This is a genomic window from Shigella dysenteriae, from assembly GCF_022354085.1.
Taxonomy (GTDB): domain Bacteria; phylum Pseudomonadota; class Gammaproteobacteria; order Enterobacterales; family Enterobacteriaceae; genus Escherichia; species Escherichia coli.
On sequence record NZ_CP055055.1, the window covers coordinates 5025874 to 5039791 of the forward strand.

12 protein-coding genes and 1 pseudogene are annotated in these 13918 nt (G+C 50.1%); 7 read left to right on the forward strand and 6 right to left on the reverse strand.

Annotated features, from left to right (window positions below):
• Window positions 1-14: 14 nt before the first annotated feature.
• The 6 genes from yihQ to yihU form a co-directional block, all read right to left on the reverse strand.
• Complete coding sequence (yihQ, locus tag HUZ68_RS23965) at window positions 15-2051, reverse strand: sulfoquinovosidase (RefSeq protein WP_033814970.1); 2037 nt, start codon at window positions 2049-2051, stop codon at window positions 15-17.
• 108 nt (window positions 2052-2159) lie between these two features.
• Complete coding sequence (locus tag HUZ68_RS23970; protein ID WP_000345435.1) at window positions 2160-3035, reverse strand: sulfite exporter TauE/SafE family protein; 876 nt, start codon at window positions 3033-3035, stop codon at window positions 2160-2162.
• A 60-nt stretch (window positions 3036-3095) separates the two neighbouring features.
• Window positions 3096-3998, reverse strand: coding sequence for an aldose-1-epimerase (locus HUZ68_RS23975; protein ID WP_001406348.1), 903 nt, complete (start codon window positions 3996-3998; stop codon window positions 3096-3098).
• Between the two features lie 66 nt (window positions 3999-4064).
• On the reverse strand, window positions 4065-5306 hold the full coding sequence (gene yihS / locus HUZ68_RS23980; RefSeq protein WP_000870913.1) for a sulfoquinovose isomerase: 1242 nt from the start codon (window positions 5304-5306) through the stop codon (window positions 4065-4067).
• Between the two features lie 15 nt (window positions 5307-5321).
• Complete coding sequence (gene yihT / locus HUZ68_RS23985; protein WP_001046461.1) at window positions 5322-6200, reverse strand: sulfofructosephosphate aldolase; 879 nt, start codon at window positions 6198-6200, stop codon at window positions 5322-5324.
• A gap of 23 nt (window positions 6201-6223) precedes the next feature.
• A complete protein-coding gene (gene yihU / locus HUZ68_RS23990; RefSeq protein ID WP_000718901.1) occupies window positions 6224-7120 on the reverse strand; it encodes a sulfolactaldehyde 3-reductase in 897 nt (298 codons plus the stop codon).
• A 167-nt stretch (window positions 7121-7287) separates the two neighbouring features.
• Here yihU and yihV point away from each other — a divergent pair, with 167 nt between their 5' ends.
• The 7 genes and pseudogenes from yihV to HUZ68_RS24025 form a co-directional block, all read left to right on the forward strand.
• On the forward strand, window positions 7288-8184 hold the full coding sequence (yihV, locus tag HUZ68_RS23995; protein WP_033814968.1) for a sulfofructose kinase: 897 nt from the start codon (window positions 7288-7290) through the stop codon (window positions 8182-8184).
• Between the two features lie 33 nt (window positions 8185-8217).
• Window positions 8218-9003 (forward strand): DeoR/GlpR family DNA-binding transcription regulator, encoded by a 786-nt coding sequence (locus HUZ68_RS24000; RefSeq protein WP_033814967.1) that lies wholly within the window; start codon window positions 8218-8220, stop codon window positions 9001-9003.
• A 98-nt stretch (window positions 9004-9101) separates the two neighbouring features.
• Window positions 9102-9701, forward strand: a complete 600-nt coding sequence (gene yihX, locus HUZ68_RS24005) for a glucose-1-phosphatase (protein WP_001295269.1) — start codon at window positions 9102-9104, stop codon at window positions 9699-9701.
• Window positions 9695-10567 (forward strand): virulence factor BrkB family protein, encoded by an 873-nt coding sequence (locus HUZ68_RS24010; RefSeq protein WP_000920762.1) that lies wholly within the window; start codon window positions 9695-9697, stop codon window positions 10565-10567. Before yihX ends, HUZ68_RS24010 begins: the two co-directional genes overlap by 7 nt.
• A complete protein-coding gene (gene dtd / locus HUZ68_RS24015; RefSeq protein WP_000560983.1) occupies window positions 10564-11001 on the forward strand; it encodes a D-aminoacyl-tRNA deacylase in 438 nt (145 codons plus the stop codon). Before HUZ68_RS24010 ends, dtd begins: the two co-directional genes overlap by 4 nt.
• Window positions 11002-11045: 44 nt before the next feature.
• Entirely contained in the window at window positions 11046-11987 is a 942-nt protein-coding gene (gene fabY / locus HUZ68_RS24020) for a fatty acid biosynthesis protein FabY (protein ID WP_033814966.1), read from the forward strand.
• 410 nt (window positions 11988-12397) lie between these two features.
• Window positions 12398-13285: pseudogene (locus HUZ68_RS24025) on the forward strand (hypothetical protein); the annotation flags it as partial.
• Window positions 13286-13918 lie beyond the last annotated feature (633 nt).

Here is a 13918-nt window from a genome sequence, read left to right on the forward strand (position 1 = left end):
ACGGGCGGACGTGATTAGATGCTTTTTAACGAGGCGAACAGTGCAGCCCATTCGCTGTCGGCGCGATAAAAGACCGGCGGCTTGCCGATGGGCGCTTCAACAGTTATTTCTCCACCGTGGAAGGTTTCTCCGGTCCAGGCGTGGACCCAGTTATCCTCTGGCAGATAGAGCGTCCAGTCGCTGCGACCTTCTTCGTGTACCGGAGCAACCAGAATGTCGCGACCTAACAGGTACTGATATTTCAGGGAATAGGTCTGCGCGTCGTCTTCGTAATGCAGGAACAGCGGGCGCATAACCGGCAGGCCGGACTTCGCATTCAGCGCGACGGCCTCTTTCAGGTAAGGTTTCAGGGTGGTGAAGACGGTGGTCATACGGGCGAAATGGGCGATGGTTTCCGCGTCGCCGTCAAACTGCCAGTTGTCGCCAGGACGGTTACCTTCGTGGGTGCGCATCATCGGCGTGAAGGCGCTGAAATCGCACCAGCGCAGCAGCAGCTCTTTGCTGCGCTTCATCTCAAACAGGGTGGTATAACCGCCAATGTCGCTGTGATGCAGGCCATGTCCGGTCATTGCCAGAGATAGCGCCGCCGGGACAACCGACGCCAGGCCATCGTCCAGACTCCAGTCCACGTTCTGGTCACCCGCCCACATCATGGTGGAGTATTTCTGGCTACCGGTAGAACCGGCGCGCATAAAGAAGAGGATCTCGCCGAGCTTGCCCGTTTCTTCAAGGGCTTCGTAGTTACATTTCGCCCACAGCGCAGGCCAGGCGTTATGCATAATTTCGGCGCTGACGCCGTTATGCAGGTAAGTGTCGGTGGGCAGATACTCGCCGAAGTCAGCCATCCAACCGCCGCAGCCGAGTTCAATCATGTTCTTTTTGATCACGTCCTTGAACCAGGCGTAGGCTTCCGGATTAGTGAGATCGACAACGCCGCCGTAGAACTCGCCAAACTCCACCAGATAGTCGCCACCGGCGACATCTTTTGCCAGATAACCGCGCTTTGCCGCCTCTTCGCAGAGATCTTTATCGCTGGCTACATACGGGTTGATATAGGCCAGGAACTGCACGCCCTCTTTGTTCCACTGCTTAATACGTGAGTCCAGTTGCGGGTAGTTTTCGCTGTTCCACTTCCAGTTCCACATCACGCGTTTGCCAAAAGAGGTCATACGAATACCGGACCAGTCCTGCGCCCAGATGCCGTTGACCTTCACGCCCGCGTTACGCATGGTGTCCAGTTTCTTCTGGCACACTTCCGTCCCGCCCTGAATGCCGAGCGTTACTCCGTTATAAATCCAGTCGGGCAGTTCTGGCTGGCGTCCCAGCAGGGCGGTTAATTTTTCCAGCAGGGAGATGTATGTGTCAGCACATTCAAAACGCAGCGTTGCTTTGTCTTCCCACAGCGCCAGTTCATGGTATTCCGGGGCACTAAAGTCGAAGTTCATATAGCAACTGTTATCAACATGGCAGTAATACTTCTGCGTGCTGACAAACGTAGGCTGTGGGAAGAAAGTCCAGTAATAGTCGCCGCCCGCATTTTCTTTGCAGTCGGCCTGCCAGGTGACATAGGTTTGTTTGTTGCGACCAACGCCTTGTTCACTGGTCCATAGCGGGAACGGTTTGCCGCGCAGATCGAAGTAGGAAAACTGTTCGCCGCAGCCGTAGATATGGTCCTCTGGTTGAGCGGCAAGGCGCAGCCAGATGCGGTTGTGGTTAAGGTTGTCGTTTTGTAGTTCCAGCAATAAACGGCCCTGATCGTCGGCAGAGATATTCAGCGTGGCGCTAATGTCAGAACCACGGTTGAAATGGATTAACCAACCATCCGGTGACTGGCTGACGATGGCGTCGGTAAGCGCAATTTTCTCCTGTAGTTTATCTTTAATGCTGAAATTGCCGCGGAACATATCGATGTCCGCTATACCTGAGCCAATCCATAAACAAGGATTATCTTTGCTATGGGTTAAAATAAGACGTTGTTGAAAATGTAGGGTAAAACTGTCGTTATTCTGATGAAATTCAAAATCTGGTAATTGTGGGCGTGGCGTATCCATAAATAATCTCCATAGAGTATAAAGCTAATATTTCATGCCATCCTGTTGTTACAGGTTTCATTAATTAAAGAATGTGGTGCTGGTATAAATTAAAACCCGCATAAGTGATTATTTACTTTCTTCAGCCCGGCGGATTGCCGCCACTTTTTTACCAAATGCCAGTTGTAGTATAACTAACAAGGTAAAAGGAGGCAGAAGCGCGGCAGCAGCGGGAATTCCCAGCGCGCCTTTTATCAACATAGAACCGGAGGCAATCAGCAACAAAAAGACCATCACACGGAACACTTTGACTGAAATGCGTTTATGCACATATTGTCCAACCAGTGAACCGAGGATCATGGTGGGAATACAAAACAGCACCAGTTTAAAGATCGAAACAGTCAAAATTCCGCTGGTCGCCAGCCCGCCGATCACCGCGATGTTGTTTGCGGTGAAGAAAGCGTTCAGAGTGCCACGAAATGCCGCCGGGCCTAAGTTACGCAGCATACCGTAGATAACCATCGGTGGTCCGTTGGTTGAGAAAGCTGCGCCTAATGCGCCTGCTACTGCACCGATAGGTGCGGCGATCCAGCTACGGTCATAAATCGGCAGGCGTGGAATAAACATACTGTAAAAGGAGTACAGGATAAGGAATCCGCCTAAGCCCACTTTCATAAAATGGTCGGGTAAATATGACAGCGCATATAAACCGACGGGTATTCCCAGAAACGAGAAAATAATCAGTACCATTGCCGATCGCCAATCCGTTTCTTTACGTGACAGCCAGGTGGCGTACAAGGCGGTCGCGGTGCCGACAATTACCGAGAGTGGTGTTGCCATTTTTACGGGGAGCATTAACGTGACGAGCGGCATAGTGGTTAAACCACCGCCAAATCCCGCGCATATCCCCACAAAGGTATAAAGAAACATTAACGCGATAACGATACATACCACGTTTGTTTCCAGCATGACCCCATCCGGTGAAAATAACGTAAAAAAGTCCATAATATTTCCTGTTGTGTAAATACAACTCTAAACAATGATCTCGTTCTTTTCTTAATAAAATTAATTGTGTTGCCCGTAAATATTAAAAAACAGGCGGTGCGTTTTCCCTGGTTCCAGTAATAATAAGTCGAGACCTGAATTAAAGGCGTTAGGCGGGCAACTCATAGGTTCAACTGCCAGTCCCTGACGCTGTAATTTTTCGCCGCTATAAATTTGTACCCAGGGTTGATCGGAACAAAGGCTAACCGAAAGCGCCTGTTGTGGATGGGTAATGGTTATTTCCCACAGATCATTAGCGGTTTTAAAGGTGTGGTCGATTTTTGTCGCGGCTATTTTTTTCGCCTGCGTGAAATTTAAATCCAGCTCATCAACGTGGTGAAGCGTTGTCGGATTAGCGTGCTCATCGACGGCATAAACCTGGTTTGCCGGAAGCTGGAACAGATATTCATCAACAGATGTTAAGTTGCAGGTTAAATAAGGATGAATACCCACACCATAGGGTGCGGTCACAGTACCAATATTCTGACTTGCGATCTCAACGGAAAGACCCGTGCGTGCATTGAGCGAATAAACAACCTGCGAAGCCAGCATAAACGGATAGCCGTAACTGGGCGGCAGAAAAGCTGTCAGGGTAACGCTGGTGGCGGTTAATTCGCTGATTTGCCAGTCACGCCAGGCGAGCAGCCCATGAACAGCGGCTTTTGAACCATGTTCATTAATGGGTAACTGATATTCCTGCCCCTGATAGCGATAACAGCCGTTGGCGATCCGGTTCGGCCACGGAATAAGGACTTTGCCCAGATGTGCCAGCGGCATCTCTTCGGGTTTATGTGGAATAACTAAATGACAGCCCTGAAAGGTTAATTCAGCCAGACCTGCACCGACGGTCACAATGGTCGCGTGATAATCCCCCGCGGCAAGTGAAACGGTCTGTCCACTGCAATGCATGTTGGTGATTTGCATACGAGGTACCTTTATTGAATAACGACATACCCGGCGTGCAGCCTGATATGTCGTTTTTTTAGTCAGTTATTTCGCGTTAATATCCAGCAGACCCGCCGCAACTGCCGGAGCCAGGCCTGGTGCTAACGGGATACGCGGGATCACCAGGCAATGCAGCAGGTGATAAATATCCTGTTTGCCGTCCCAGACTTTGGTGGTGACCTTATTGTCCGCATCCAGCTCCTGCCACCATGAACCATTTTCGTAGTCCATCAGGTATTTGATGCAGTAGTCCCACCATGTCTGATACCAGGTTTCGTACTGGCGATCGCCGGTGACGGTGTAGAGCGCGTAGGCCGTACCCATCGCTTCGACGATAGGCCAACGCACACGTTCGCGGACCACCGGTTTTCCTTCCCAGTCAACGGTATAAACAATCCCGTCCGCACCATCGGGTGCCCAGGCATCACGCACGGTGGCGTTAAACAGACCTTTGGCATCTTCTAGCAGCCATGCTGGCGGTTGTTCGCAACGGGCTTCCAGGGCAGCATGGATGTGCAGCATTAAACGGCCCCATTCGATCCAGTGGCCTGGTGTACCTCCGAACGCGCGGAAGCGGTGCGCCGGGTTATCTTTGTTGTAATCCGGCAGCGGATTCCACTGGGTATCGAAGTGTTCGTTAACGCGATAATGATTATTTCTTGCGACGTCGTGGATAATCACGGAAGCCACGCGAATCGCGCGATCCAGCCATTTTTTGTCATGCGTTACGTCATAAACAATTAAGAAAGCTTCCACTGCGTGCATATTGGCATTGCCGCCGCGGTACTCTTCGGTTTTGCTGAAGGCTTCGTCCCAGGACTCCAGGCACATCTGCTCTTCTTCGCTCCAGAAGTATTTCTCGATAATTTCAATGGTGTAATCGAGCAGCTTGCGCGCTTCCGGATGACCGGTAGTGACGGCGCTGGCAGCACCCAGCAGAGCAAAGAAATGTTGATAGCCCTGTTTGGAGGCATCCACCACGCCCTCGTCATTCACACAGGCATACCAGCCGCCATATTTTTTATCGCGCAGTGCGCCGTTCATGGCTTTAATACCGTGATCAACCAACGAGTAAGCGCCAGGTCGACCCATCGCCGCAGCAACGGAATAAACGTGCAACATACGAGCTGTGATCCACAGATGGGTGCCCATCTCTTCTTTGATTTGCCCTTTATTGCCTAACCAGCCAAATCCGGTCGGTACTACGGAATTTTTACCAAAATCAAAGATGCGATCGGTTTCCTGTTCCAGCCAACGGTTGTGACTTAAAGTGTTAAACCATTTCATTTTTGTATCCCCATTTTAACGGCGTTTAGCCATCATTTCGTCGACGATATCGCCAAGTTGTTGTAATTTCGGTGCGCAAACGTCACGCAGCATCAGCTCGTTATCTGGTAAACCGACGACCGATGCCCAGACGGCACGACCAGCCAGGAAGCCCGATGCACCCGCTGTCATTGCCACGCGTACGGCACGCGGGAACAGTTTTTCGTCGACACCGGAAGAGAGGATCACCCACGGCATATTGATATGGTCATTCAGACGTTGTGAAGCACTGAGAAGCTCTTGTTGCGGACCTTTACCGTAAAGCGGCATTTCAACTTTGTAGAGGTCAGCGCCACTGTCGCCCAGCTCTTTGGCGGCATCGATGATCGCTTGTTCGCGATCGAATTTATCGCCACGACGTGGTGGGCGGACGACTGGCTCAATAATGCTTACCAGGCCGTGTGAGTGGCACAGTTCGTTAAACTCTTTCACCATATCCAGGCGTTGCTGCGCATCTTCATCACTACGCCACAGCACCAGCAGTTTTAAGGCTTTGCCACCGTCTTGTTTGATCTGTAGCGGATTGATTTTGCGGTCAATGACCACGCTATCTACCGGAATACCGTTGCCAGGAATGAACTCATCGGCGGCGACAATCATGGCGCAACTTTTGGCAATCGCGTTTTGCTCAACCACCTGGCGGTAACAGAATTGTTGATCTACCAGAATCGCCGAGGCATAAGGCGAGAGGGTCTTCGCCGCGTTAACTTTGAAATCAGTTAAAACGCTATCGGCTACCGGAGCGGGTGCCCCAGCCGCGGCAAACATCATGCGCATGGCTTCGCGCTGATCGACCGCCAGCATGGCAAAACCGCCCGAGGCGCGCGTAATGTCGTTGATGGTGTACTTATTCATTCATTTATTCCTTTATCCAGTCGTTACATTTTTACTTTGGCAGTCATCCCGGCACTGACACGGACCTGTTCCAGAATGGCGGACCAGTCCTGGCGACCGCGACCCGCTGCGCGCGCCTGGCTATAAACCTCCCGTGAGGCGGCCCCCAGCGGCATTGGCACATGCAGCTGGTTGGCGACATCAAGGGCGATGCCAAGATCCTTATGGGCAAGATCGATCATGAAGGCGGGAGAAAGATCTCCGCTGAGGACTTTGTTTGGCCAGGAAGTGGTGAAGTGGCCTTTACCGGCGGCGGTACCGCTCATCACTTTGACGGCAACATCGAAGGGAAGATTCAGGGCTTCGCACAAAACGGCAGCTTCTGCCGAAAGCGCATTGAGTGCGATGCTCATATAGTTGTTGATGAGCTTAACGCGGATCCCCATGCCCGGACCGCCAGCGTTGATCAACTCACTGCCCATCGCCATCAGGATCGGCGTGGCACGTTCAACTTGTTCAGCGGTGCCGCCAGCCAGCAGTAACAGAGTACCGGTAATGGCATTTGCAGAAGTACGGCCTACCGGAACATCCATCATGCTGAAGCCTTTGGCTTGCATATCGGCAATCAATTTATCGGTTTGCAGCGGATGGATGGTCGACATATCAATGACCAGCGCATCGGTAGATAAGCTTTCGCAAACGCCGTTTTCACCGAACAACACGCTGCGCACCAGATCGCCATTCGGCAACATGGTAATGATAAATTCGGCATCTTTTGCGGCCTGCGCCGGATTGGCGGCGGGAGTCGCGCCTTTGTCTACCAGATGCCGCACAGCCTCGGCATTCACATCAAAGACGCGAAGTTGGTGCCCTTGCTGCAATAAATTGCTCGCCATTGGCGAACCCATTTGTCCTAAACCGATAAACGCGATTGCTGCCATAACCTTCTCCTGAATACAGTGATGTCACTTTTTGTCATTTATGACACGCTTTGATTGTCTGTTTTTGATCGTATTTGTAATTTATAGTCAAAAAATTGACAGCCATCACTTTTTAAACAATTGGTGAAATTAAAATGAACGCATCCCAAAATGTTTAAGGAATGACCATGATTCGTGTTGCTTGTGTAGGTATAACCGTGATGGATCGCATCTATTACGTGGAAGGGTTACCGACGGAGAGCGGTAAATACGTGGCGAGAAATTATACGGAAGTTGGTGGCGGGCCAGCGGCGACGGCAGCGGTTGCGGCGGCAAGGCTGGGGGCGCAGGTTGATTTTATTGGTCGCGTAGGTGATGACTACACGGGCAACAGCCTGCTGGCAGAGCTGGAATCCTGGGGCGTTAACACCCGTTACACCAAACGGTATAACCAGGCGAAATCATCGCAATCCGCCATCATGGTGGATGCCACAGGCGAGCGGATAATCATTAACTACCCCAGCCCGGACCTGCTGCCTGACGCAGAGTGGTTGGAGGAAATTGATTTCTCTCAGTGGGATGTTGTGCTGGCAGATGTACGCTGGCACGACGGTGCTAAAAAAGCCTTCACTCTGGCCCGGCAGGCGGGCGTGATGACCGTTCTGGACGGTGATATTACGCCGCAGGATATCAGCGAGCTGGTGGCATTAAGCGATCATGCGGCCTTTTCAGAACCGGGTCTGGCGCGCTTAACGGGTGTGAAAGAGATGGCCAGTGCGCTAAAACAGGCACAAACGCTCACAAATGGTCATGTCTATGTGACCCAGGGCAGCGCAGGCTGTGACTGGCTGGAAAATGGCGGGCGTCAACATCAACCGGCCTTCAAAGTTGATGTGGTAGATACCACAGGTGCGGGTGATGTTTTTCACGGCGCATTGGCGGTGGCGCTGGCAACAGGTGGGGATTTAGCGGAGTCAGTCCGCTTCGCCAGCGGTGTAGCGGCGTTGAAATGCACGCGTCCCGGTGGACGAGCCGGGATCCCTGACTGTGATCAAACCCGATCTTTTTTGTCACTTTTTGTATAAAATGCCAGGGTGATGGTTTTTCGAGGAATTTTCATGAGCCTTACCGAACTAACCGGTAACCCGCGGCACGACCAACTCCTCATGCTGATCGCCGAGCGTGGGTATATGAATATTGATGAGCTGGCAAATCTGCTGGATGTCTCCACGCAGACGGTGCGCCGGGATATTCGTAAATTAAGCGAGCAAGGCCTGATTACGCGCCATCACGGTGGCGCGGGTCGGGCTTCCAGCGTCGTTAATACGGCGTTCGAGCAGCGTGAGGTTTCGCAAACCGAGGAAAAAAAAGCGATTGCCGAAGCAGTGGCAGACTATATTCCTGATGGTTCAACAATATTTATCACCATTGGTACGACCGTTGAGCATGTCGCCCGGGCGTTACTTAACCATAATCATTTGCGGATAATCACCAACAGCCTGCGTGTGGCGCATATTCTTTACCACAACTCGCGCTTTGAAGTGATGGTACCCGGCGGTACGTTGCGCTCTCATAATAGCGGGATCATTGGCCCTTCAGCGGCGTCCTTTGTGGCCGATTTTCGTGCTGATTATCTGGTAACAAGCGTTGGGGCGATTGAGAGCGATGGCGCGTTGATGGAGTTTGATGTAAACGAAGCTAACGTGGTGAAAACGATGATGGCGCACGCGAGAAATATCCTGCTGGTCGCCGATCACACTAAGTATCATGCTTCGGCGGCGGTTGAAATTGGTAACGTGGCACAGGTCACCGCGCTCTTTACCGACGAGCTGCCGCCCGCTGCGCTAAAATCACGCTTACAAGACAGCCAAATTGAAATTATTCTTCCCCAGGAAGACGCGTAGATTTTTGTGACCGTTGACCTGGCTTCATACCTTGCCACATAGCCAAACCCATCCTTTCCCGCTACAGTTAATTTCTTGTGGCGCGAAAGGAGGCAAAAATGCTCTATATCTTTGATTTAGGTAATGTGATTGTCGATATCGACTTTAACCGTGTGCTGGGAGCCTGGAGCGATTTAACGCGTATTCCGCTGGCATCGCTTAAGAAGAGTTTTCATATGGGGGAGGCGTTTCATCAGCATGAGCGTGGGGAAATTAGCGACGAAGCGTTCGCAGAGGCGCTGTGTCATGAGATGGCTCTACCGCTAAGCTACGAGCAGTTCTCTCACGGCTGGCAGGCGGTGTTTGTTGCGCTGCGCCCGGAAGTGATCGCCATCATGCATAAACTGCGTGAGCAGGGGCATCGCGTGGTGGTGCTTTCCAATACCAACCGCCTGCATACCACCTTCTGGCCGGAAGAATACCCGGAAATTCGTGATGCTGCTGACCATATCTATCTGTCGCAAGATCTGGGGATGCGCAAACCTGAAGCTCGAATTTACCAGCATGTTTTGCAGGCGGAAGGTTTTTCACCCAGCGATACGGTCTTTTTCGACGATAACGCCGATAATATAGAAGGAGCTAATCAGCTGGGCATTACCAGTATTCTGGTGAAAGATAAAACCACCATCCCGGACTATTTCGCGAAGGTGTTATGCTAAAAACCATTCAGGACAAAGCCAGGCACCGTACCCGTCCACTATGGGCCTGGCTAAAACTACTCTGGCAACGCATTGATGAGGACAACATGACAACCCTGGCAGGTAACCTTGCCTATGTGTCGTTACTCTCATTAGTGCCGCTGGTTGCCGTTGTTTTTGCGCTTTTCGCCGCTTTTCCCATGTTTTCCGACGTCAGCATTCAGTTACGTCACTTTATTTTTGCCAACTTTCTGCCTGCTACTGGCGATGTTATTCAGCGGTATATCGAACAATTTGTTGCCAATTCCAACAAGATGACCGCCGTTGGCGCGTGCGGGCTGATCGTCACCGCGTTATTGTTGATGTACTCCATCGATAGCGCGTTGAATACCATCTGGCGCAGTAAACGAGCGCGACCCAAAATTTACTCGTTTGCCGTGTACTGGATGATTTTAACGCTGGGGCCGCTGCTGGCAGGGGCCAGTCTGGCGATCAGTTCCTATTTGCTCTCCCTGCGCTGGGCGAGCGATCTCAATACTGTCATCGACAACGTGCTGCGTATTTTTCCGCTGCTGTTGTCGTGGATCTCCTTCTGGTTGCTGTACAGCATTGTTCCTACCATCCGCGTACCTAACCGCGACGCGATTGTCGGCGCGTTTGTCGCTGCACTCCTGTTCGAAGCAGGAAAGAAAGGTTTCGCGCTTTATATCACCATGTTCCCGTCATATCAGCTCATTTACGGCGTGCTGGCGGTGATCCCCATTCTCTTTGTTTGGGTCTACTGGACATGGTGTATCGTCTTGCTTGGCGCGGAAATTACTGTCACTCTCGGGGAATACCGCAAACTAAAACAAGCAGCTGAACAAGAAGAAGACGACGAACCATGATTGCATTAATTCAACGCGTAACCCGTGCCAGCGTCACCGTGGAGGGAGAAGTGACGGGCGAAATTGGCGCGGGACTTTTGGTGTTATTGGGTGTCGAAAAGGATGACGACGAACAGAAAGCAAACCGTCTGTGCGAGCGTGTGCTCGGCTATCGCATCTTTAGCGATGCCGAAGGCAAGATGAACCTCAACGTGCAACAGGCGGGCGGCAGTGTGCTGGTGGTTTCCCAGTTTACCCTCGCCGCAGATACCGAACGGGGGATGCGTCCAAGTTTCTCCAAAGGTGCATCACCGGATCGCGCAGAGGCGTTATATGACTATTTCGTCGAACGCTGCCGTCAGCAAGAGATGAACACGCAAACAGGACGCTTCGCTGCGGATATGCAGGTATCGCTGGTCAATGATGGCCCCGTGACATTCTGGTTGCAGGTATGAGCCAGCTTCCAGGGTTGTCACGGGAAACAAGAGAGAGTATCGCTATGTATCACCTTCGGGTTCCACAAACAGAAGAAGAATTAGAGCGTTACTATCAGTTTCGCTGGGAAATGTTGCGTAAGCCCCTGCATCAACCAAAAGGTTCGGAACGCGACGCGTGGGATGCGATGGCGCATCACCAGATGGTCGTCGACGAGCAGGGTAATCTGGTGGCGGTAGGCCGACTGTATATTAATGCCGACAATGAAGCGTCCATTCGCTTTATGGCCGTTCATCCCGACGTGCAGGACAAAGGGTTAGGCACGCTGATGGCGATGACCCTGGAGTCGGTGGCGCGTCAGGAAGGCGTTAAGCGCGTGACCTGTAGCGCCCGTGAAGACGCGGTGGAGTTTTTCGCCAAGCTGGGGTTTGTTAATCAGGGAGAAATCACCACGCCAACCACCACGCCGATTCGCCATTTTTTGATGATTAAGCCCGTCGCCACTCTGGATGACATTCTGCATCGCGGCGACTGGTGCGCGCAGCTGCAACAGGCGTGGTACGAACATATCCCGCTTAGTGAAAAAATGGGCGTGCGCATTCAGCAATATACCGGGCAAAAATTTATCACTACCATGCCAGAAACCGGCAATCAGAATCCGCACCATACGCTGTTTGCCGGGAGTTTATTCTCACTGGCGACGCTCACCGGTTGGGGACTTATCTGGCTGATGCTGCGTGAACGCCACCTCGGCGGAACGATTATTCTTGCGGATGCGCATATCCGCTACAGCAAGCCGATTAGCGGTAAACCTCATGCGGTAGCCGACCTCGGTGCCTTAAGCGGCGATCTCGACCGTCTGGCGCGCGGACGAAAAGCACGGGTGCAGATGCAGGTCGAAATCTTTGGCTACGAGACGCCGGGTGCAGTGTTTGAAGGCACGTATATCGTTCTGCCCGCGAAGCCATTTGGCCCGTATGAAGAGGGCGGGAACGAAGAAGAGTAGCTGATGGAGAGGGGCGGTGCTGCCTCTCTCATTCAGGTCATTTATATTAGTCCTTGGCTATTTCGGTTATATTGAATAAGAACTCTATAAATTTTTATTCTTCGTTGGCTCCATACGTGTCTTGCTACATCACTGTTCAGGAGCATTTAAATATTATTTGTAGAGCTGTATGGCAATTATCGCAGATAATGCTTAATTCATCATCTTAGTTCATGTTTGAGCGATTTTTGATAGTCAAAACCCCCTCTGGTGCCATACTTTTCTCATAACTATTTTTAAAATTTATAGCTAACAAACATTATGCAAAGATAATGGATTGGTGTCATTGTCAGTATCATTCATTTACTACTCTGGATGTTATAAATAATTATGTTGTATGTTTGCTCTTAAACCGTGGGAAGGAGGCTGTAATGGTTGCCAATATTAATCTCATTAAACAAGAAAGTTATTCTGTTGTTAATTTAGAAAAACAACTAATGAGTAATGAATCACCGAAGCAAACGCTATTAAATGATTTTTCACATCGCCTTAAAATGGAAGGTGAGGAACAACTGTTCCATTGTGTTAACGAACTGAAATATGGTTTGTCGAGTAATAATGAATGTGACCTGTTTAAAAATAGAGAAACCTCACTGTGGAAACGCAAAGTACCAGAAAGCGCAGCCCTGGCAATGACGGGAACAGTATATAAATTATTTGGTAGTCGCTTACTCAACGCCCGCAATCAGTTAGATAAAAATCTCCTCGAAATGGCTATGCAAATGGTTTATGGCAAAGATATGGTGACAAAGTCCGGGGATATATTGATTGATATACAATTAAATAAGGATGGCAGCCTCCAGAGTAAGCACTACACATTTGATGTAGGTGAAGTTATAAACAGTTATAATATTGACCTCTTTGTGAATGCTTCGAGTATTAATCAAACTTACTTACATGATAAAAATCCTGGTGACGTTATTAGCCTGTATGGCACTTTAGATAACATTCCCCTTGTAGTTAAGGAATGCACGGGTAAAAATCATCAAATTAACGTTAAAGCCAAATTGCCACAAGAACGAAGTGAAAAAGTTGAGGATATGTGTGAAAGAATGAGAGGTGGCATCTCTATGTTTAATCACACCACAAAAACAGCTGGTAATATAGAGCATAATTTGCAGCTAAGTTTTCTCGTGGATTCACGACCGTCGATCACCAATAAATACTCAGCCAAAGATGTAGCGCCAGACATACTTATATTGCCCGTCAACGTATATCATGCTGATTTTAAAATTAAAATCAATGACGCAGTAGAGAAGGCTTCGTCAATTGTGTTATGTGCTGTGCAAAAAAATCTCCATGCAGCAAGAAAGGTTCTCAGCGGGATAATAGGAAATGTGCCAAAAAATAATAAACCAAAAACAATCATTTTTGATTTACGTTTTCTTAGTGCAATTAAGCAGAAAGTTTTTTTGGGCAGTGAAAAACCGTTGTTTGTAAAGCATACGGCAATGATGAGGGAGGCATGTAAGGAATTACCGCAGTCAGTGGAATATGTTCCTTTAACCTGTGAAGCACATAGCCATCGCAGCGTCGCCCTTGCCAAAACCGTGGCTGCGCCCATCATGGCGACAGGTGTGGGCGCGGCTTTAATGTATGCAACATCATCAGGACCGTATTATGCGCAAAGTCTTTCTGGTTCGCCGGATATCGAGATGATAAAAAATCGCATGGCTAAATTGTTTAACCAGTCGGATACTTCTGTGCGCAACAAATATCGCCCGGCTTTTGATAAATGGAATGAACTGGTAGGTAAATTAAATCACGAAAGAAATACAGTTCCGTTTGCGTGTTTGACCACCATTTTAGCGACAGCGATAAATGAAACTCCTGAGGGGGATACGAATGTTGCCGTTGTGATGGGGTGTAAATCTGCGAAAGATCGCACGATA

Bases quoted from the DNA above. Each gene is read 5' to 3' on its own strand.
- HUZ68_RS24000 (WP_033814967.1), top strand. From the start codon at position 8,218: ATGAGCCTTACCGAACTAACCGGTAACCCGCGGCACGACCAACTCCTC.
- yihV (WP_033814968.1), top strand. From the start codon at position 7,288: ATGATTCGTGTTGCTTGTGTAGGTATAACCGTGATGGATCGCATCTAT.
- dtd (WP_000560983.1), top strand. From the start codon at position 10,564: ATGATTGCATTAATTCAACGCGTAACCCGTGCCAGCGTCACCGTGGAG.
- yihT (WP_001046461.1), bottom strand. From the start codon at position 6,200: ATGAATAAGTACACCATCAACGACATTACGCGCGCCTCGGGCGGTTTT.
- HUZ68_RS24010 (WP_000920762.1), top strand. From the start codon at position 9,695: ATGCTAAAAACCATTCAGGACAAAGCCAGGCACCGTACCCGTCCACTA.
- yihU (WP_000718901.1), bottom strand. From the start codon at position 7,120: ATGGCAGCAATCGCGTTTATCGGTTTAGGACAAATGGGTTCGCCAATG.
- yihX (WP_001295269.1), top strand. From the start codon at position 9,102: ATGCTCTATATCTTTGATTTAGGTAATGTGATTGTCGATATCGACTTT.
- fabY (WP_033814966.1), top strand. From the start codon at position 11,046: ATGTATCACCTTCGGGTTCCACAAACAGAAGAAGAATTAGAGCGTTAC.
- HUZ68_RS23970 (WP_000345435.1), bottom strand. From the start codon at position 3,035: ATGGACTTTTTTACGTTATTTTCACCGGATGGGGTCATGCTGGAAACA.
- yihS (WP_000870913.1), bottom strand. From the start codon at position 5,306: ATGAAATGGTTTAACACTTTAAGTCACAACCGTTGGCTGGAACAGGAA.
- HUZ68_RS23975 (WP_001406348.1), bottom strand. From the start codon at position 3,998: ATGCAAATCACCAACATGCATTGCAGTGGACAGACCGTTTCACTTGCC.
- yihQ (WP_033814970.1), bottom strand. From the start codon at position 2,051: ATGGATACGCCACGCCCACAATTACCAGATTTTGAATTTCATCAGAAT.